This window comes from Cupriavidus basilensis (assembly GCF_029335485.1).
In the GTDB taxonomy this organism is placed as follows: Bacteria; Pseudomonadota; Gammaproteobacteria; order Burkholderiales; family Burkholderiaceae; genus Cupriavidus; species Cupriavidus basilensis_E.
This window is the reverse complement of sequence record NZ_JARJLM010000681.1, coordinates 18499-38957: the sequence shown is the minus strand read 5'-3', so window position 1 is coordinate 38957 and position 20459 is coordinate 18499. Positions and strand designations below refer to the sequence as shown.

The 20459-nt window shown below is 67.3% G+C and carries 10 protein-coding genes; 8 read left to right on the top strand and 2 right to left on the bottom strand.

Going from position 1 to position 20459, the window contains the following annotated elements:
• The 7 genes from P3W85_RS41955 to P3W85_RS41925 all read left to right on the top strand — a co-directional run.
• Positions 1-668: FecR family protein (locus tag P3W85_RS41955; RefSeq protein ID WP_276269156.1), on the top strand; the 668-nt coding region annotated here is incomplete at its 5' end.
• 6 nt (positions 669-674) lie between these two features.
• Positions 675-803: a hypothetical protein gene (locus P3W85_RS41950; RefSeq protein WP_276269155.1), complete on the top strand. Its 129-nt coding sequence runs from the start codon at positions 675-677 to the stop codon at positions 801-803.
• 207 nt (positions 804-1010) lie between these two features.
• A complete protein-coding gene (locus P3W85_RS41945) occupies positions 1011-14564 on the top strand; it encodes a filamentous haemagglutinin family protein (RefSeq protein WP_276269154.1) in 13554 nt (4517 codons plus the stop codon).
• Positions 14565-14639: 75 nt separating this feature from the next.
• Positions 14640-15173 carry a hypothetical protein gene (locus P3W85_RS41940; RefSeq protein WP_276269153.1) on the top strand — a complete coding sequence of 178 codons (534 nt, stop codon included), beginning with the start codon at positions 14640-14642 and terminating at the stop codon, positions 15171-15173.
• Between the two features lie 134 nt (positions 15174-15307).
• Positions 15308-15550 (top strand): hypothetical protein, encoded by a 243-nt coding sequence (locus tag P3W85_RS41935; RefSeq protein WP_017226616.1) that lies wholly within the window; start codon positions 15308-15310, stop codon positions 15548-15550.
• Positions 15551-15831: 281 nt separating this feature from the next.
• Positions 15832-16125 (top strand): hypothetical protein, encoded by a 294-nt coding sequence (locus P3W85_RS41930; protein WP_276269152.1) that lies wholly within the window; start codon positions 15832-15834, stop codon positions 16123-16125.
• A gap of 178 nt (positions 16126-16303) precedes the next feature.
• Positions 16304-16645 (top strand): hypothetical protein, encoded by a 342-nt coding sequence (locus P3W85_RS41925; RefSeq protein ID WP_035811261.1) that lies wholly within the window; start codon positions 16304-16306, stop codon positions 16643-16645.
• 153 nt (positions 16646-16798) lie between these two features.
• Here the strand turns inward: P3W85_RS41925 and P3W85_RS41920 are convergent, their stop codons facing one another.
• The gene (locus P3W85_RS41920; RefSeq protein WP_276269151.1) at positions 16799-18337 is read right to left on the bottom strand and encodes a class I tRNA ligase family protein; all 1539 of its coding nucleotides are present in this window, start codon (positions 18335-18337) and stop codon (positions 16799-16801) included.
• Between the two features lie 454 nt (positions 18338-18791).
• Here P3W85_RS41920 and P3W85_RS41915 point away from each other — a divergent pair, with 454 nt between their 5' ends.
• Complete coding sequence (locus tag P3W85_RS41915; protein WP_276269150.1) at positions 18792-19838, top strand: hypothetical protein; 1047 nt, start codon at positions 18792-18794, stop codon at positions 19836-19838.
• 22 nt (positions 19839-19860) lie between these two features.
• Here the strand turns inward: P3W85_RS41915 and P3W85_RS41910 are convergent, their stop codons facing one another.
• Positions 19861-20379, bottom strand: coding sequence for a hypothetical protein (locus P3W85_RS41910; RefSeq protein ID WP_430869715.1), 519 nt, complete (start codon positions 20377-20379; stop codon positions 19861-19863).
• Positions 20380-20459 lie beyond the last annotated feature (80 nt).

Sequence of the window (20459 nt, the reverse complement as noted above, 5' to 3'; positions counted from 1 at the left end):
CATTCGTTCATCCGCCGCTGGGCCTGTGGCCTTCCGTGGGCGAACTGCGCGCGGACTACCGGACGACGACGGGCGAGCAGCGCCGGCTGACGCTGGCGCAGGACGTGACCGTGGAGCTGAATACCCGCACCAGCATCGCCGTGCGTTCCGGCCAGGGCAGCGTGCAGGGCATCGACCTGATCGCGGGCGAGGCCGCCATCGATACGATGGACGCGCCCCGTCCCTTCGCGGTGGTTGCCGGACCCGGGCGCGCGCTGACGCAGAACGCACGCTTCGAGGTGCGGGTGACGCCGGCGGGTGCGTGCGTGACCTGCATCGAGGGCCAGGTGCAGGTGACGCATGCCGCGGGCACCGCGATCCTGAATGGCAGGCAGCAACTGAGCTACGACAGCCAATCCCTCGGGCCTGTCGTGAGCGTCGATGCCATGGGAATGCCGGCATGGCGCCAAGGCTATCTGCGCTTCAGCGAAGCGCCGTTGTGGCAGGTCGTCGAGGAGATCAATCGCTATCGTCCGGGCAGGGTGGTGCTGCTGGACAAGCAGGTGGCGGCCAGGCATGTGACCGGCCGCTTCCAGATCCGGTCGCTCGACAAGGCGATCCTGCAGATGCAGCGCTCGCTGGGGCTCGAGGTGCGGTCGTTGCCAGGCGGTATCGTGCTGCTCAGCTGATCAAGCATGGACGTCGGCACCGGCATGGCTTGCCTTGCATTCGCCTCCCTCAAACGCCGTCTTCGCACGGCGTTTTTGCTGCGCCATGCAGCCGCTGCTCGCGTCGCCATTCCTTGTCACGAAATCTTCAAATAAAAGCTTGCCGATTCCACCGCGCCCAACGGTCTAGGTCCCAGGAGCATCGACGGCGGCTGCCGTCGATGGACATGAACGCAGGGCCGGTTCGCTGAAGTGTTGCGAGTGCGCCGGAGCCGCTGAATCAGCTTGACGGGGATTAAGGCCACTATGAATAAGCGCTTTCACTACAAGACAATGCCAACGCGACAGAGACAGCGATTCGGCATGTCGGCACTCACGCTCAGGCCCCTGGCCCAGGCGATTGCATTGCTGGTGGCGGCGGGCGGGGCCATGGAAGGCGCGCATGCGCAACAGGCCTTCAGCCGGGCCTGGATGGCCCAGAAGAATATGATGCAGGACACGGCGGCGGCCACCGGCCGGCTGCCCAACGGCCAGCCGGCCGCCTCGCTGACCAATCCGCTGGCGCAGCAGCAGCGCGCCAATGAACAACTGCAGCGCTCTCTCGACAACCTGAATGTGGCCGCGCGCGGCATTGCCGCCATGCAGGCCGCGCAGGCGGCGGCGCGCCAGGCCGCGCAGAACGATCCGTCCGTGCCGGATGGCCTGGCCGAAGGCGGCCTGAAGGTCGACACCAACAGCCTCACCGCGGGCTGGCTCAACGCCAGGCCGCTGAACAAGGAGACCGGGCAGAAGGTGGCCGACGGCAGGACGGTGGTGTCCATCGAGCAGACCGCCGACAAGGCCATCCTGAACTGGGAGACCTTCAACGTCGGCAAGAACACCACCGTGCGGTTCGATCAGCAGCCCAACTGGGCGGTGCTCAACCGCGTCAATGACCCGCAGGCGCGCCCCAGCCGGATCCAGGGCCAGATCAAGGCCGACGGCACGGTGATGATCGTCAACCGCAACGGCATCGTGTTCACGGGCAGCAGCCAGATCGACACGCGCAACCTGGTGGCCGCCGCTGCCGGCATGACCGATTCGCAGTTCCGCAAGGGCATCTACAGCGATGCGCTGGGCGCCGGCTACGTGCCGACCTTTGCCAATGACCTCGTGGTGAGCGGGAGCAGCGCCGCCAACGGCAATGCTACCGGCGACGTGATCGTCCAGCCCGGCGCGCGCATCGAGACCCGCAAGCCGCAATCGGTCACGGAAGGCGGCGGCTACGTCCTGCTGGCGGGCCGGGAAGCGCATAACCGCGGCAGCATCAGCACCCCCAGCGGCCAGACCACGCTGGCGGCCGGCGACAGCTTCATCATCCGCAAGGGCGTGGGCACCGACGCCAACCAGGACTCGAGCACGCGCGGCAACGAAGTCGTCGCGCAACGCAACGCCAACAGCCTGGCCGGCCAGGTCAGCAACAGCGGCCTGATCCAGGCCGCCACTGGCGATATCACACTGGTCGGCCGCAAGGTGGAGCAGGGCGGCGTCATCCTGTCCAGCACCTCGGTCAACACGCGCGGCACGCTGCACCTGAAAGCCGTTGGCGATGCCGACAGCCGGGTGACCTTGTCGCCCGGCAGTGTCAGCGCCATCCTGCTCGACGACAGCAACGCCACCGCGCTGGATGCGCAGCGCGACACGCTGATCAAGGACTCCGGCAGGCTCAGCGACGGCACCGCCTACAACCGGCGCGACCAGTCCCTGGTGAAGATCGATTCCAGCGGCGACGCGGACTTCCAGTCCGACTCCATGACGCTCGCCACCGGCGGCCAGGTGATGGTCGACGCCGCGCGCCGCACCCGCATGGCGGACCGCGCCGCGATCGACGTGGCCGGCGCCGTGGGCGTCAGCGTGGCGATGGAATCCAACAACGTCATGATCAACGTGCAGGGCAACGAGCAGCGGGACGCGCCGCTCAACCGCGACAGCAAGCTGCTCAACAATGCCAATATCTGGATCGACCGCCGCACCCTGGTGCGCGTTGCGGCAGGCACCAATGGCTACGCCACCGAGCGCATGTACACGGGCGGCGGCCTGCTGGAAGTGAGCGGCTATCTCAGCACCGCTGGCCACGGCATCGGCGAATGGGCCGCGCAGGGCGGCACCGTCGGTTTCAGCGGCGGCGAACTGGTCACGCAGAACGGTTCGGGCATCAACATCTCCGGCGGCTCGCTGAACGTGCAGAGCGGCAGCATCAGGCAGACCTGGCTCAGGGGGGCGGATGGCCGCCTGTACAACCTGGCGACCGCGCCCGCCGACAACCTCTACACCGGGCTGTATCGCGGCTTCGAGGACACGCATGCGCGCTGGGGCAAGAACACCACCGAGTATTTCTACAGCCCGCTGATCGCACCAGGCTCGCGGCTGGAGAACGGTTACACGGTCGGGCGCGATGCCGGCCGGATGATCGTCGCCACGCGCTCGGCTGTGCTGGAAGGCAATATCGACACCACCGTGTTCCAGGGCGAACGCCAGCGCGATGCGCGCGACAATGGCCTTGACGGCTACAGGCAATCGCAGAATGCCGCGCCGCGCGCCGGGCAACTGATCGTCGGCCAGGCCGTGCCGGTCTATGACAGCAAGACCGGCATGCTGCGCGACAGCCCGCAGGCCATGGCGAAACAGGTCGATATCGGCATCGTGCAAGGCATTGCCGATGGCCTGGCCCTGACCGATGCACTACCGGATGAACGCAAGGGCAAGGTGCGCCTGGATGCCGGCTGGCTCAACGGGCTCGGCCTGGGCGCCTTGAAGGTCTACGCCAGGGACGGTATCGACGTCAGCGCCGATGCGCGCGTGGCAGCGGGCGGCGATATCGCACTGCACGCCACGCAGGTGGATGTGAAGGCGGATCTTGCAGCGCGGGGCGGCAGCATCGCGCTCGGCAATATGGTCAACCAGTACACCGGCAGCGCCGGCGGCACGTGGCTGGACGTGCCGGTGGCCGCGATACCGGCCAAGGGCTATACCCCCGGCGTCTCGGTCGGGCAGGGCGTCATGCTGGATGCGCGTGGCCTGTGGTCCAACCTCAAGCAGGATCCCGCCGATATCAGCGGGCTGCCCTATATCAACGGCGGCACCGTCAAGATCAGCAGCAGCGGCGACGTGTCCCTCGGCGCGGGCAGCGTACTGGATGTGTCCTCGGGCGCCGCCTTGCTGTCTGGCAACAAGCTCCAGGGCGGGCGGGGCGGCAATATCACCCTGCTGTCCAACCAGAACGATACTGACAGCAAGGGTTCCGGCAGCCTGCGCATGGATGGCGAGTTGCGCGCTTATGGCGTCAAGGGCGGCGGCACGCTGACCATCGACACCGGCGTTGGCGTCGCCATCGGCGGCGGCTTGCTGGCCGACAGCGGCGTGTTGCCGGCGGGCCAGTCGGTGGCGGTCAACCTGACCCTGGCCCAGACCGTCACCCTGCGCGCCGGGACAGTGCTTGCCAGCGATTTCACCTTTTCCGCCGACACCGTCTTGCCCGGCGAAGCAATGGCGGGCAATCCGCAGTTCAGCGCCGCGCGTTCGGTCAAGCTGCAGGGGGCGTGGCTGGTGCCGTTCGGCACGACCTACAACTTTGCCGTCATCGATGATACGGGCCGCTACTGGGCCAACGGCAACGTGGTTCCCGCCGGCACCGTGCTGGTAGGCAGCGTGGGCGATCTGGCGCCGGGCTACGTGGTCCCCGCCGCCATATTCCCCAAGGGCATCCCGGTGGCGGATTTCAATACTACGCTGAGAGCCGGCATGCCGTTGCCGAAGGACGTGGTGCTGGCCGAAGGCGCCAGGCTGCTGGCCGGCACCAAGCTGCCGGATGCGGTGGCGGTCAAGCCGCTGCTGGTGATCGGCACCGAACTGTTCCAGAGCGGCTTCTCGCGCTACGCCGTGGGCAGCCAGCAGGGCGTGCAGGTGGCCAGGGGCGTCACGGTCGATGTGTCGATGCCGGTACTGCGCTTCGACGCCCCCGCGGGACACACCGTGGCTACCGGTGCCGACCCGGCGCAAGCGCTGGATCGCTGGCTGCCGCCGCTCTGGCAGGAGGATCCGGTCAAGGCGCAGCTGACGCAGCGCGGGGGGGCCGACATCGCGCTGGCGGCCGGGTCCGTCTTCAGCCAGGCGCCGCTGGTCATTGGCCAGGATGCAACCGTCTCGGTCGATCCCGGCCGTGCGGTGACCCTGCAGGGCAATGGCCAGATCACGATCGACGGCAGCATCAACGCCTGGAGCGGCAATATCGCCGTGCTGCCAGGAGCGCTGGGCACGGGCGACAGCGCAGGCCGGCCCAGTGGCGCCGCCAGCGCCATGTCGATCTGGATCGGCAACGGGGCCGTGCTCGATGCAGCGGGCCGCGCCGCCACTGCCGTCGATGCGCGTGGCCATGTGTATGGCAACGTCGGCCGCGGCGGCACCATCGAGGTCGGCGCGCGCCACAGCCTCGATGCCACCCAGGTCGACGCGGCGGACGCCTTCGTCGTCGTGCGCCCCGGCGCGCGGCTGGATGCGTCCGGTGCCTCGGCCTTGCTCGACCTGCCCGGCCTGGGCGCCACGCCGGTGGCGAGCGACGGCGGCGTCATCGCGCTGAGTTCCTATCGCGGCCTGTTCCTGGATGGCGGCCTGCGTGCGGCGGCCGGCGGCCGGGGCGCCGCTGGCGGTACGCTGGCGCTGAACCTGGAGAGCCCGAACTATGGGATGGTGGACAAGATCTCCCAGAAGAGCCCCAGCGTCGAAGACGCGGTGCGCGCGGCGCGCGAACTGGTGCTGGCGCAAGCCCAGGGCGAGAGCGGCCTGGCTGCCGGACTGCGGCCCGGCGACCGCGACGCGGCCCTGGTGTATGGCAGCGCGCGTATCGGCGTGGACCGCATCGGGACTGGTGGCTTCGGCAACGTGGCGCTGCTCGCCAACGGGGTGATCTCCTTCGACGGCAATGTGAACCTGGCCCTGGAGCAGAGCCTGCGCCTGACCGCCAGCGCCCTCGCGCTGTCGGAACATGCCGCCGCCGGCAGCCAGGTCAGCCTGGCCGCGCCCTATGTCCGCCTGGGCGGCACGACCCGCCAAGGGATCGACAATCACATCATGCCCAACCCGGTTTCGTTCGCCGCGGCGGTTCCGCTGGTGACGCAGGGTTCCGCGCTAAGCGTCAAGGCCGATCTGCTGGACATTGCCGGGGCGGTCAGCATCGGCGCGCGCGGTCCCATCAAGCTCAACGCGGACCAGCCGCTGATGGTCGTGCGCAATGCATTCGACGAGATGGCCTTGCGCAGCAGCGGCGACATCCGCATGTATCGCGCGGCGGCGCTGTCCGCGCCTGGCAACCTCACGCTGGCGGCCGCGCAGATCTATCCGGGCCTGGGCGACAGCGGCACGGTGATGGTCGGCCAGCGCAACTATACGGACCAGTACGGCATCATCCGGCGCGAGTTCGATCCGGCGCGCCACCTGGATATCGAGCGCGTGGGCGATGCGCTGCCGGCGATGCCGTACTCGGTCTTCGGCCGGCTCAGCCTGGGCGCCCCGACCATCAACCAGGGCGGCGTGCTGCGGGCGCCGATGGGCGCCATCGAAGTGGGGTCCACAGTCGACGGCGCCGTGACCGGGCAGGTCAACCTCCTGCCGGGCAGCGTGACTTCCGTCAGTGCCAACGGGCTGGTCGTGCCTTATGGCGGCTCGCTCGACGGGCTGAGCTACCTGCATGACGGCAAGGACGTGGCGTTCGACGGCGTGGGCAACGGCCCGGCCATCACGCTGGCCGGCCATGCGGTGGACGTGCGGCAAGGCGCGCTGCTGGACATGACCGGTGGCGGCACGTTGACCGGCGCGGCATTCCTGGCCGGCCGCGGCGGTTCCGCGGATGCGCGCATGAATCCGCTGGTGCAGGTTGGCGCCCAGGGCGGCTTCGTCCTGCCGGGCCTGTCGAGCAATCCGGTGTATGCGATCGTACCCGGCGTGCAGGCCGGCTATGCACCGGTCGTGGCCGAGAAGGGCGCCAGCGATCCGGTCGTCGGCCGCCAGATCACCGTGGGCGCCGGCGTGCCCGGTCTGCCCGCCGGCACCTACACGCTGCTGCCTTCGACCTTTGCGCTGCTGCCCGGCGCGTTTCGCGTCGAACTCAACGGCTTGGCCAAGGGCGCGATGCCGGCAGGCAGCACCACGGCGATGCGCAACGGCTCTTATGCCACCGCCGCGCAGCTGGGTATCGCCAATACCGCTATCCAGAGTGCGGTGCCCACCCAGGTTTTCCTGACGCCTGCCGATGTTCTGCGCACGTATTCCCAGTACAACGAAACGAGTTATGCCGAGTTCGCACTGGCCCAGGCGCTGCGCGAAGGCGTGCCGCGCGCATTGCTGGAGCGCGACGCCAAGGCGCTGCGCTTCAACTTCGCGCTGCCCGTCGTGCCGGGCGCGCTTGGCGATGGGCCTGCCCTGCATTTCGCCGGCCGCACCTTGTATGCGCCGGCCGGGGGCGGCTACGGCGGCAGCGCGCTGATGATGGGCGGGTACGGCGTCAACTACGAAATCCTGGCCACCGGGGCCGTGGCGACGCCTGGCTTCAGTGGCATCTCGCTGTACGCGGCGGATATCAATGCCATCGGTGCCTCGCGCATCGGCATCGGCGGCCTGCCTGCGGCGCGCTACACCGACTACTACGGCAGCAGGCAGCGCGCCAATATCGCCACCTTCGATCGCGGCGCCCAGAACATCTTCCTGCGCCAGGGCGCAGTGCTGAAGGCGCCCGAGGTGTTCCTGGTGACCAATGCCAAGGCGGGCGGCATTATCGTAGAGCAAGGCGCCAGCATCAACACGCTGGGGCAGGGCAAGGCCGCCTGGGATTCCACCAACGGCTATGTCTACGAGCCGGGCGTCGTCAGCGTGCTGGCGGTATCCAACGGCCGGCTGGACATGCTGGCGCCGGGCCACAGCACCGATGCCTTGCAAGGCGCGGGCCGCATCGACATCGGCGCCTGTAGTCCGGGCGCTGCCTGCGGCGGCACCACGCAGCTTTATTCCGAAGGCACCATCGCTGCTGCCACCGACCAGAGCTTCAATCTGCGCGACGCGGCACGCTATGGCACGCGCAACCTTGTGTTGTCGGTCGGCGGCATCAATGCGGGCAGCGAAGCCACGCTGACGGCGCTCGCCGCGCGCAACGCGCTGCCGGCGGGCCTGACGCTCAACCAGGGCATCCTGGACCGGCTCCTGCGGGGCGACACCAGTGCCGGCGCGCCGGCGCTGGAGAACCTGGTGCTGACCGCGCGCGACGCGCTGCGCTTCTACGATACGGTCGAGCTGTCCACCATCGACCCGGCCACCGGCAAGTCGTCGCTGGAACGGCTGGTGCTGGGCACGCCGGCCATCTACGGCTATGGCAACGCGGACGCGCTGGCGCGCATCCATACCGACATCCTGGTGTGGAACGGATCGATCGACGCGCCAGGCCTGGTGGCAACCGGCGGCGCCGGCACCGGCAGCGGACACCTGCGGGTCGACGCGAAGCAGATCGAGTTCGGCTTTGGCCCGGGCAGCCGCCCGGACACCATCCACAGCATGGATCGCCTGGTGCTGGGATTCGGCCAGGTCGAGCTGAACGCCAGCGAGCGCATCACGGCCAACCAGAAGGGCACGCTGGCTGTCTACCAGTCGCAAGGTGCCTGGGATGACGGCATCAAGGGCTATGCGTATGGCGGCGGCAACCTCGATCTCAACACGCCGCTGCTGACCGGTCATGCCGGATCGGTGAACAAGATCACCGCCGGTGGCGACATCCGCCTGACAGCGCCCGCCGGCGCGGCCGCGCCGAGCCTGTCGGGCAAGGCCCTGGCCGAGGCGCTGGGTGCGGAGATCGCACTCAATGGCCGCGGCGTGACGGTCGACAGCGCCGTGATCCTGCCCAGCGGCAAGCTCACCCTGTCGGCCGAGCGCGACGTGCTGCTGGGCGATGGGGCGCAACTCGACCTGGCCGGCCGCAAGCTCGATTTCTACGATGTCAGCAAGTACAGCTGGGGCGGCGACGTGGTGCTGGAGAGCCGAGCCGGCGATGTACGCCAGTCGGCCGGCTCCCGCATCGACCTCTCGGCCAGGGAAAACCGCGCCGGCAAGCTCACCGCCCTTGCGCTGGGCGAGGGCGCGGGCACCATCGACCTGCGAGGCGGCATCGCGGGCGGCAGCAGCGGGCACTACGATGCCGGCGGCACCCTGGTGCCGTTCGCGGCCGGTGGCGCCGACATCCGCGGCCAGCACATTGCCGATTTCGCCGGCCTCAACCAGCGCCTCAACGACGGCAAGCTCTCGGGCATCCGCAGCTTCCAGCTCAAGCAGGGCGACCTGACCGTGGGCGACGAGATCAAGGCCCGCGAGGTCAGCGTGTCGGTGGACGGCGGCAGGCTCACCGTGGCCGGCACCATCGACGCCAGCGGCGAGCAGGTCGGCAGCATCCGCCTGGCGGGGCGCCATGGCGTGACCATCGCCAAGGGCGCGGTGCTCGATGCCCACGGCACGGTGCTGCGCGTCGACAGCTACGGCCAGGTCATCGAGGCGCCCAACCGCGCCACCATCGAGATCCATGCCGGCACGGGCCGGCTGACGCTGGAGAGCGGCGCGCGCATGGACCTGCGCGCAGGCACCGGCACCACGGCGCAGCCGCTCGGCACGGTCGACCTGAACGTCCCGCGACTGGGCGGCGCGACCGGCAACGATATCGACATCGACGCCAGCGGCGCGCTGCGCATCGACGGCGCCAGGTCCATCGCGGTCAACGGTTTCTGGTCATACAAGGACGCGGCCTGGGGTACCGACCCGGCGGCCGATGGCCGTCCTTACCAGGTCATCAACCAGGCCTACCTGGATGCCAGGCACGCGCAGAGCCTGGTCTTCATGGACAACGCGCTGGCCAACGCCGACCTGATGAACCGCAAGCTCGCCGGCCTGCGCGGCTATACGGACGCCTTCCACCTGCGCCCCGGCGTGGAGATCGTCAGCGCCACGCCGGACGGCGACCTGCATATCGACGGCGATATCGACCTGTCGCGCTATCGCTACGCCAGCGTCAATCCGCACACCCCGCAGACCGGCATCTACGGCTCCGGCGAACCCGGCGCGCTGGTGGTGCGCGCGGGTGGCAACCTGAACATTTACGGCAGCCTGACCGATGGTTTCGATGCCTCGGCGCTGCCGGTCACGCCGGACGACCGGGGCTGGGTGCTGGTCAAGGGCCGCGTCCCCTGGGGCGGCGACGTGGTGATTCCGCACGGCGGGATGGTCACGCTGGCCGAAGACACTTTCTTCCAGTCCGGCCGCACGCTCAACTACGCCGTGCCGCTCAAGGCGATGACGATCAGGGCCGGCACCTTGCTGGCGGCGCGTACCACGCTGACCTCGAACCTGGTGCTGCCGGCGGGCAGCGTGCTGGGCGGCGCCGTGCGCGACGCGGCCGGCAACGTGATCCATGCCGCGGGCACGGTACTGTCGCAGGACGTGACCCTGGCCAGCGGCATGCAGCTCGATGCCGGCACCCGCCTGCCCGCGGCGATCGGCGCGGCTGCCATGATGTGGCCCGCCGGGGTGCCGCTGCCGTTCGCCGGCAACGATGCCTCGGACAACCAGGGCGTCTACCTGGCGAGCGCGCTCAAGCTGCCCAAGGGCGCCGTGATCCCCAGCGAAACGGTGGTGAAACTGCCCGAGGATGCGATGATGGTGTCGTTGCGTCCAGCGGATGCGAGCGGCAACCAGGGCCGCAACTGGGCGCTGGCCCCGATGCTGGCCGAAGGCTCGCAGTCATGGTCGACGCGGCTGGTGAGCGGCGCGGACACCGCGGCTGCGGATTCGCGGGCCTTGCAGACGCGCAGCAGGCATGCCGGCATGCTGCTTGCGGACACGCACTACGGACTGGTATCGGTCAATGCCGTGATCCCGGGCACGGGCTTGCCGGGGGAATATGTGTGGGCGGGGGATTCCCTGACCCAGACCGGCAACGCACCGGGCACGCCCGTCAACCTGGACGAGTGGGGCGGCGAGGACGCCGTCAAGGACATCAACAACTGGGGTCTGGGCATCCTGGTCGTCCAGGTCAAGCCAGGCACCCCTGCGGAGTACAGGACGGAGATGCAGCCGGCACGCCAGCAACTGTTCAGCGTGCTGCGCACCGGCACCGGCGACCTGGACCTGATCTCCGGCGGCGACTTCACCATGACTTCGCCGTTCGGGGTCTACACCGCCGGTACCCAGTCCGCGCGGGCGGGTGCCGCCTACAACCTGCCGCGTGCCAAGGGCGAGGACGGCACCTTGCTGGGCGCGGACTGGACGGCATTCACGCCCTTCATCGATGGCGGCGCCCAGAGTCTGTACCGCGCCTGGTATCCCGAGCATGGCGGCAACGTGCTGCTGCGGGCCCAGGGCGACGTGAAGGGCGATCTCATCGGCAGCAGCTCCGGCCGCCGCAAGGACGCGCTCGGTTACCTGCGCGTGCACAACGACAATAGCGCGGTGGGCAACTGGCTGTGGCGCCAGGGCACGGGCAGCGCGGTGGCGGGCAGCGAGGGCGTGCCCACCGCCTGGTGGGTCAACTTCGGCACTTATGTGACCGGGGGCCAGGGCGAAGACCTGTTCGCTTCCGCGCCGTTCCTGGTCGGTTTCACCGGCATCGGTACGCTGGGCGGAGGCAATCTGGTGTTCGAAGCCGGTGGCGACGCCGGCATGCTGGCGTCGCGCATGGATGCGGCAGGCAGCGCCGTATCGCGCAGCCAGGGGCTGAATCTGGCCGTGGCCAGCACGGGCAGGGTGTCGGCGGACGGCAAGCAACTGACGCTGACCGGCGGCGGTGACCTGGATATCCGCATCGGCGGTGGCCTGAATCCCGTCGCGGAAGTGCGCTCCTTTCCCAGCGGTAGCGGCGAGATCACGCCGCTGACCGCCTTCCGGGGCAGCCGCGGCGAGCTCAACAGCACCTTTGTCAACCTGCGCGGCGCGCTGCGCATGCAAACCGGTGCGGTGGGGGGCATCGAGCTGCGCTTCGACAGTGCCGACCCTGAAGAGTCGCGTGCCTATGATGTGTACAAGGCGACCTCGTCGATCGCTGGCGGCGGCCCAACGCTGGTGCCGGGCGATGCCGGCGTGCGCATCGATGCGCGCGGCGACCTGGTGTTGGGCGGCGTGGGCGATCCGGGACGCGTGGCGCTGTTCAGCAACGGCACGCCTTTTACCGCCAATGGCGTCAACTACGGCGGCGGCGGCTGGAGCTGGTTCTCGCTGTGGACGCCGGCCACGGCCATCGACCTGTTCAGCGCGGGCGGCAACCTGACGCCATCCAATGCATGGACGGATGCGCGCAACCGCCTCAACCAGTCCGCAACCGATGGCCGCTTCCTGATGCCGTCGGTGCTGCGCGCGGTAGCGGCCAGCGGCAGTTTCTACTATGGCAATTCCAGCCAAGGCAGCCTGGATTCCAGCAACAAGCCGATGCAGTCCATCATCGGGCTGATGCTGGCGCCGTCGCCGGTGGGCACGCAGTATGCGCATGCCGGCGCCGGCCAGCTGGAACTGCTGGCGGCCGATTCGATCTATGCCGGCGGCTACGCGGTCACGCAGTCGGGCGCCGATCCCGCTGCATTGCCCAATCCGTTCAATCCCGGTTTCAGCGGCGGCACCGAGATGCTCTGGTACGGCCCGCTGAAGCTGAGCAATATCAACGCTGGTGCGCTGGCGCCCAGTGTGTACCTGAGCAGCAGGGAAGCCGCGCAATCGGCCCAGCTCTACCCGCTGTTCAGCTTCACGCCGCCCACGGCCTCGGGCTATGCGGCCGCGGGCCGGCAGCCGGGCCGCTTCTATGCGGTGGACGGTGACATCATCGGCCTGCGCACCGGCGCCATCGTTTCGCGTGGGGATCCGACGAGCCCATTGGGCGCCTTCTCCACCTGGTACGAAGGCGGCGGCCCGGTGGCCATCCGCGCGGGGCGCGACCTCGTCAACTCGGGCACCGTGCTGGGCAAGACCGAAGGCGTGCCTGCGGAAGGACTCGGCTGGCGGCTGCCGGCACGCCGCGGCGACGGCACCATTCCCGAGCGGCCCACGCCAATCGAAACCGGCGGCACGCGCGGCAACCTGATCGTGCATAGCAATGCCGACGATGTGTCGGTGGTCTCGGCTGGCCGCGACATCCGCTACAGCAGCTTCTACGTGGCCGGCCCGGGCTTGCTGGAAGTCACGGCCGGGCGCGATCTGTACATGGCCGACCGGGCCGAGCTCAAGAGCATCGGGCCGGTGGTCGACATCAAGCCGGGAGACCGCAGCAGCGGCGCCGGCATCGCGGTGGCGGCGGGCGTCGGGCGCAACGGACTGGACTTCAGCGCTTTCGCCGCGCGCTACCTGGACCCGGCCAACCAGGCGGACCCGGGCCGGCCTTTCGCCGACCAGCCCGGCAAGGCGGTGTACGTGTATAGCGGCGAACTGAAGCTTGCCGACTGGTTGCACACCCAGTTCGGCTACACCGGCAACGAGGCCGATGCACCGGCCTATCTGCAAGGCAAGCAGGCGGAACTCGACCGCACCCGCCTGCAAGCGGCGGCAACCGGCGGGGCCGCCGCCAACCGTGACCTGCAGCGCGAGTACGGGCAGGCCAGCCAGCTGCACCTGGTCAACTGGCTGAGCGACCGCTTCGGCGGCCGCAACGGCCTCGGCCTGCACTTCGACGCGGCCAGCATGGATGCGCGGCAGTTCTTCGCGGCCTTGCCGGCGGGGCAGCAGCGCGCCTACCTGCGCAACGTGTACTACGCCGAACTCAAGGCGAGCGGACGCGAGTACAACCAGGCCAACGGACCGCGCGAAGGCAGCTACCTGCGCGGCCGGGAAGCCGTTGCGACGCTGTTCCCCAGCCATGACGCCCAAGGCAACGCGCTCGCCTACCAGGGCGACCTGACCATGTTCAGCAGCGCCAACTACTATGCCGACCCGATGTATGCCCCTGCCACCAAGCGGCCGCTGAAGGGCGTCACCTACCTGCGGCGCGACGAGCACAACGCCGCCGGCAAGCCGTACAACGTCGGCGTGTACGACGTACTGGACGCCGGCATCCATACGGATTTCGGCGGGGACATCCACATCATGACGCCGGGCGGCCGCACGCTGGTCGGCGTGGACGGTGGCTTCGTGCCGAGCGAGGGCTCGGGCGTGCTCACGCAGGGCGCGGGCGAGGTCCAGATCTACGCCAGGGACAGCATCCTGCTGGGTCAGAGCCGCATCTTCACCACCTTCGGCGGCAACATCCTGGCCTGGTCGGCGCAGGGCGACATCAACGCGGGCCGCGGCTCCAAGTCCACCGTGGTGTACACACCGCAGCGCCGCGTGTATGACAGCATCGGCCTGGTCAGCCTGTCGCCGACCACGCCCAACACCGGGGCGGGCATCGCCACGCTCAATCCGGTTCCCGAAGTGCCGCCGGGCGACATCGACCTGATCGCGCCGCTGGGCACCATCGACGCCGGCGAAGCGGGCATCCGGGTCTCCGGCAACGTCAACCTGGCCGCGCTGCGGGTGGTCAACGCCGAGAACATCCAGGTGCAGGGGAAGGCCACCGGCATCCCCGTGCTGGCCGCGGTGAATGTCGGCGCGCTGACCAATGCCAGCGCGGTCGCGTCGCAGGCTGTCAGTGCGGCGCAGGATGCGCTGCAGCGCGAGCGCAGCGCTGCCCGCCAGGGCTTGCCGTCCATCTTCACCGTGCGGGTGCTTGGCTTCGGCACGGATGGGGACGACGCCGCGCCCAAGGGCAGGGAGGGGGCCAAGGCGGCACCGCTCGGCTACGACCCCAACGGGGTGGTGCAGGTACTGGGCCAGATGGCGCTGAGCGAAGCGCAGCTCAGCCAGCTGACCGCCACGGAGCGCCGCAATCTACGCCGCTAGGGTGCGGGCCGGGGCCCGTCCCGAAGTGATTCGCGGATGGGCCCCGCCAGCCCCGTCAGCCGCGGAGGCACACGGATGAAGGATGTCGTCCATGGCGCCGGCCTGGCGGACTGCCATGCCCCGCCGCGGCTGCAATGGCGCAGCCCGTGGTGGGCATGGCAGGCCTTGTCCTGGGGCGCCGCGACCCTGGCCGCGCCCACCTTCCTCACCGTCGGCGCACTGCTGCTGCGCGACGCCCGCAGCGATCATCCCTTCTTCTGGCCGTCGCTGATGGCCATCGTGGCGCTCGCCAATGCCGCGGCGATCCTGCGCATCAACCATCTGCACCAGCGCGCCGCCTTCACCCGGCGCAGGGAACTGGCCTTGCGCTACCTCGGCGCCGGCATGTGGGCGGGGTGCGCCATGTTTATCCTGCTTGGCTGGAGCACGGGCGTCCTGCCGGACATGGTGGCGCCGATGGCAGGCACGGCCGACGCTGCATCCCCTGCCATGGCAACGGTGCCATGGAGCGTAGCCATCACCCTGGCGTTCGGCATGGCATCGATCGCCCATGCCGCGGTGCTGCATGCGTGGATCGCGTTCCGATATCCTCCGGATCACCTGCGATGAGGCGGGTGCCGGGTAGTTGAGCGCGCCGGGTGGGCATGCCGACTTTTGATACGATGGTGGGTAGAAGCAAGGTTGCCGGCGGGTGCCTGCGCATGGCGATCATGCAATTCCTCCAATAAGAAGCGGAGACAGCCATGACCAAAGAGATCGGATGGAAGAAGCGGGTTTTCGAGACGCACGAGGTACAGGTGCAGGTGCGGCAGAGAACGCCCAACGCCTGGGAATACACGGTGCGGGTCTGCCGGCCCGGCACGAACATCCGGGCGGCGGGGACCCTGCTGGAATCCTCGAAGCTGACGGATCATTTCGCGACGGCGGAGGCGGCCGAGGTTGCCGGTTTCGCCCATGGGGCGGAGCTGGCCAAGCGGTTGGCTTAGGGTTCGTGGTGGTTTGATCGCGGCAGCGGCGTCACTTTTTTGTGCCACCGCGCTCGGCGGCGGCGGGCCACGTTATACTTCGCGCGTCGCTGCGAAAGCAGCGGCCGGGATTAGCAGCTCGTTGAGAAGGCGGACCGTCGCTACCAGGCGATATTCTAGAAACCGCTCAGGAAGGAGGCATCTTATGCCCCAGTCTTCGCTCGTCCATACCGGGCAAATTCCATCTCCCGACATCCCGGCAATCCGTCCGCCCTTGCGCGCTTCGCAATGGAGGGCGCCCGATGTATAAGCACACCCGCTACGGCATCACTGCCGAACAGACGGGCGCCGACATGTTCGTGACCGCCCATGCCCCGTCGGAAACCCCCCTTAGCCTTGCCGCTGAAAAGGCTTCGCAGCTTCATGCGCTGCTGGCGGTGGCGAGCGAGAATGCCGCAGCAGGGGGCTCGTTCGGCGGTCTCACCGAAGCGTGCCAGCAGCGGCTTCTTTCACTGGCTGCCGGGCTGGCGAATGAAACGCTGGTGCTGAGCGAGATGGCCGCGCTGAATGGCCGGGGGGAGGGCGGCGATGGATGAGGGTGGTGCGAGTGCGGTGCTGCTGGTAGGCTGACCGGGCTCGGCCGCCGGCCATCCGCTCGCGTGATGCCGGCACCGATCAACGGCGAGTCCCAATCGTTCCTTCGGTCCGATTGGGGCGAATTCCGGCATCTTGCCGGCTGAGCTGAGCTTATCGCACGTCTTGAAAAGGAATCGCATGTCCAAACAGCAACCCCGATGGAACCGACCTATTGCCGCAGGCGCGATCGTGTTTGCAACGCTGATGGCGGGCTGTGCCGCCCAGGCCCCCGCGAATCCCGTGCCGTACCCGGGCCCCCAAGGCGCCCGCGGCACGCCGGAAGGCTGCCAGGCCGACAAGCTTGGCGATGACACCCTGATCGGCAAGACGGAGGCCGATGCCATCGGGCTGCTCAAGGGCTGCGCGTGGCGGTTTGGCGACCGGGATGGCCAGCACATGCCGGGGACCATGGACTACAACCCGCAACGCCGCACGCTGGACGTCAAGGATGGCAAGGTGAGCGCCGTACGGCGGGGGTGAAGTACCGCGTCGGACAAGGGCAAATCCGGCATTCTGATTCTCATTGAATCCGGTGAGAATCAGAATGATCAGGGCAACGAAGGTACCGTTCACGCGGCGATGGCGGATGCGTTTGATATCCGCCGTCGCCACGATACGCTTGCACTCGTGTTCCTACACGTCATCGCCAATTCCACTTGGCCGCTTTGGATAGAGGATGCCTTCCCTGACGACGCTACCCGGCTTTACGCCATGGCCCCAAGGCGAGTTCCAGCGCGGCTCGGCAGATACGCCAAGCAAGGATCTCAACTCGTTCATCTTGCCCGGCATGACTGGAGACAGCAGGTTGGAAACGCTGTACAGGGCTTCGAGGAGCGTGTAGAGAACCGTATCCAGCCGGTCTGACGCCTTGCTGTCTTTCGCCAATACCCATGGCGCGCTGCTCGCGACATACCCGTTGAGCTGCTTCACGAATTCCATGATCTGCCCCGCAGCGCGTCCAAGCTTCATCTCTTCGACGAGCGCCAGAACCATGGCGGGCAGTTCGGTGGCGCGCGCGATAATCGCTACCTCGCTCGCTTCGTAAGCTGCCGGCGCGGGCACGCATCCGTCGCGATACTTTGTCACCATGGACAAGGCGCGCGATGCAAGGTTGCCCAGATCGTCGGCCAGGTCGCGATTCAGGCGCTGTTCGATAACGGTGTTGCTGATGATTCCATCGAAACCGAAACTGATCTCCCGGATCAGCGTATAGCGCAAGGCGTCGACACCGTACGTTTCTGCCGCCTTCAGCGGATCAACGCCGTTGCCAAGCGACTTGCTCATCTTCCGGCCATCCGAGCCGAGCAGGTGACCGGACACGTGCAAACGCCGATACGGCGCGATTCCCAGCGCATGCGTCATGCTCAGCCAGAAGAGCGTATGCGTGCGCAGGATGTCCTTGCCAATCACATGCTGCACGGACGGCCAGTAATCCGCGAAGGCAGGCTGGCCGGGATAGCCGAGCGGTGAAACGTAGCCGAGCAGCGCGTCGAACCAGACGTAGGTAACGTGTCCGGCATCCCACGGAATCGGGATGCCCCAATCGAGACGATCCACCGGGCGCGAGATGCTCAGGTCGCCTATCGGTTCTTCCAGCAGCTTCAGTATTTCACTACGGTATTGCGTGGGCTGGATCAGATCCGGGGTGTCCAGCAGCAACTGGCGCATCCAATCGCGGTGCGCATCCATGCGGAAGAAGTAGTTGGGTTCGCGCCGCAGCACAGGCGGATCCTTGTCCTCCGGAAGTTTGCCGTCCACCAGTTCCTTGTCGGTGACGAAGCGCTCCTGGCCGATCGAGTAGAGCCCTTCATAATCCGCGAGATAGATCTCGCCGGCCTCGAAGAGCCGCGTCAGGCATGCGGATACGACCTCGGCGTGCGTGGAAGCAGTGGTGCGAACGAACAGATCCGGTTCAACCGACAGACGCCGCCACGCTTCTTCAAACGACCGTGCGTGACGCTCCGCGAACGCATGGGGTGCCTCGTTGGCCTGCATCGCGGCCTTGGCGATTTTCTCGCCATGCGCGTCGGCGCCGGTGAGCAGCAACACCTGATGCCCGGCGGCGCGCAGGTAACGGGCCATGATGTCCGCATGGATGCTGGCGTAGGCATGGCCCATATGCGGCCGGTCGTTCACGTAGTAGATCGGCGTGGTGATATATCGGTATGTCATTGCAGCTCCAAAAAGAAAAAAGGGACGCCGGCGGCGTCCCTTTTTAGAAGCAAAAAAGCCCTCAGCGCCCGGGGGGATATCCTTCCAGGGGCATACGCATCGAGTGAACGGAGGCTTTGATAGCTTGAATCTTCATTGTGTTGAGTCTAAAGCGAATATATGGCGAATCGGCGGACGTGGCCGCAGTGGGCTTGGCCGCAAGTCTTGAATCCTGCCAGCTAATTCAATGCGTGTCCAGCGTTTAGGAAGTCTTCCCACGGAATGCCGGTTTCCAGCATGAACAAGACATAGCTCGCAAGCGGCTTCAGGGCAGGCGCGAAATGAGCGGGCTTCAAAGTGTCCCGAGTATGCCTTCCATGTTGAGTAAGGATCAACAATCCGAGCCGAGATCCATGTATGCGACAATGCGTGCCAAATTTACAGAAAATGGCCGTACGGACAAGTAATGGAAAAAATGAGCGAAATGCCGGCAGTGGCGTCGCGCAGGAGAATCTGGATCGCATCGGTCGGCGGCGTACTTGGCGGCGTGCTCTACGGGGCCCTGCTGTACGTGTTGATGCGCCTGCATTGGCTGCCTGAAGGCTTCGTCTCGGTTACCGGCATCTTCGGCAGCCCGCTGGTGACCGGTGCGGTCTGCGTGGGCCTCAGTTCGCCGGCGCAGCGGTCCAGCATGGCGTATCGCTGCATGGCACCGTGGCTGTCCATCGCGATGCACTACACGGTATTCGCGCTGATCCAATGGGAGACCGTGATCTGCCTGATCATGCTGGCGCCGGTGACCTTGGCGCTGTCCTCGTGCGGTGGCCTTCTGGCTGGCTGGATAGCCGATCGCCTGCGCGCGCGCCGGCACCTGCGGCAAGGCATGGTCGGCTGCTTCGCGCTGCTGCCGCTGGCCGTGGGACTTGGCGAATCGGCCGTGCCGGTGCCCGAACTGGTCCACACCGTCAGCAATCGCATCGTCATCAGCGCGCCGCCAGCGGCAGTATGGCAGGGCCTGCTCAACGTGCCGGACATCCGGCGCGAGGAACTGAGCTGGAGTTTTTCGCATGCAATCGGCCTGCCACGTCCGCGCGCAGCCGGTCTCAGCGGCACCGGCGTCGGTGCCGTGCGGGATCTGTACTGGGACGATGGCATCCATTTCCGGGAGTACGTCACCGCATGGGAACCGTCGCAGCGGCTGGGGTACCGCGTGGACGTGTCCCCGGCACGCGAAGCGCTGCGGCGGCTCGATACCCACGTCGTGATCGGGGACCATTACTTCGATCTCCTGCGGGGCGAATACGTTATGCGTGACCTGGGCGATGGCCGCACCGAGCTGAGCCTGTCCTCCACCTATCGCATGCGCACCATGGTCAATACCTACGGCCGCTGGTGGGCGGATCGCACGCTGGACGATTTCCATACCGTGGTGTTGCGGCTGCTGAAGCAGCGGATCGAAACAGGTGAACAGGGTGGTGCGATCACGGCCGGTCTGGGGTTCCGGCGTCCAGGGAAAGGCTGATGTGAGCGGCCGTATATCTGCGCTACCGGATCAGATCGCAATGAATCTGCAGCCTTTCCGTGGCGTTATGATGAATCCGAAAACCGTGCTGTATCAGTGCGGAATGGATCTGCGCCAGGACCGAAGCGGATCGCCGCACACTGCGCCGTTGCAAGAAAGATGGCGTAAAGACACCCAGCGGCAGCATCCGCACCCGACGGCCGTTCAACCGAAATGAAACGTCGATATGCGTGCCATCGACATCATGTCCATTGCTTCCGAAAATATCCGCCAGCTCGTCGCGTCTGGCGGGATAAAGCAAGCGGAACAGACCGATGCCCAGCGCGCGAAACCGGTTGCGGGCAAGACCAAGACCGGACGCCTGTGGCTCATAGCCTCGGGTCAGGATCAGGTCAATCTTCGCGGGCAACTCGGCCTGGATAGCCAGTAGCTTGCCCAGGACTTGCGCATCCACGCAGACGTGCCGCGCAGGCCAGCGCGGCCGGATCAGCAGGCCGGCATGGACACCGGGGGACAGCTTGAGCAGATTCACATGCGCCATCTGTAGATAGGTAGGTTCAATGACCAGTAAAGAGCTTGATGCTGGCGGCGGGCTTGTGCAGCAATTTGTGCCGCGCCACC

Excerpts from the sequence above, each read along its gene's own strand:
- P3W85_RS41950 (WP_276269155.1), top strand. The coding sequence starts at position 675 with ATGGACGTCGGCACCGGCATGGCTTGCCTTGCATTCGCCTCCCTCAAA.
- P3W85_RS41945 (WP_276269154.1), top strand. The coding sequence starts at position 1,011 with ATGTCGGCACTCACGCTCAGGCCCCTGGCCCAGGCGATTGCATTGCTG.
- P3W85_RS41940 (WP_276269153.1), top strand. The coding sequence starts at position 14,640 with ATGAAGGATGTCGTCCATGGCGCCGGCCTGGCGGACTGCCATGCCCCG.
- P3W85_RS41935 (WP_017226616.1), top strand. The coding sequence starts at position 15,308 with ATGACCAAAGAGATCGGATGGAAGAAGCGGGTTTTCGAGACGCACGAG.
- P3W85_RS41930 (WP_276269152.1), top strand. The coding sequence starts at position 15,832 with ATGTATAAGCACACCCGCTACGGCATCACTGCCGAACAGACGGGCGCC.
- P3W85_RS41925 (WP_035811261.1), top strand. The coding sequence starts at position 16,304 with ATGTCCAAACAGCAACCCCGATGGAACCGACCTATTGCCGCAGGCGCG.
- P3W85_RS41920 (WP_276269151.1), bottom strand. The coding sequence starts at position 18,337 with ATGACATACCGATATATCACCACGCCGATCTACTACGTGAACGACCGG.
- P3W85_RS41915 (WP_276269150.1), top strand. The coding sequence starts at position 18,792 with ATGAGCGAAATGCCGGCAGTGGCGTCGCGCAGGAGAATCTGGATCGCA.
- P3W85_RS41910 (WP_430869715.1), bottom strand. The coding sequence starts at position 20,379 with ATGGCGCATGTGAATCTGCTCAAGCTGTCCCCCGGTGTCCATGCCGGC.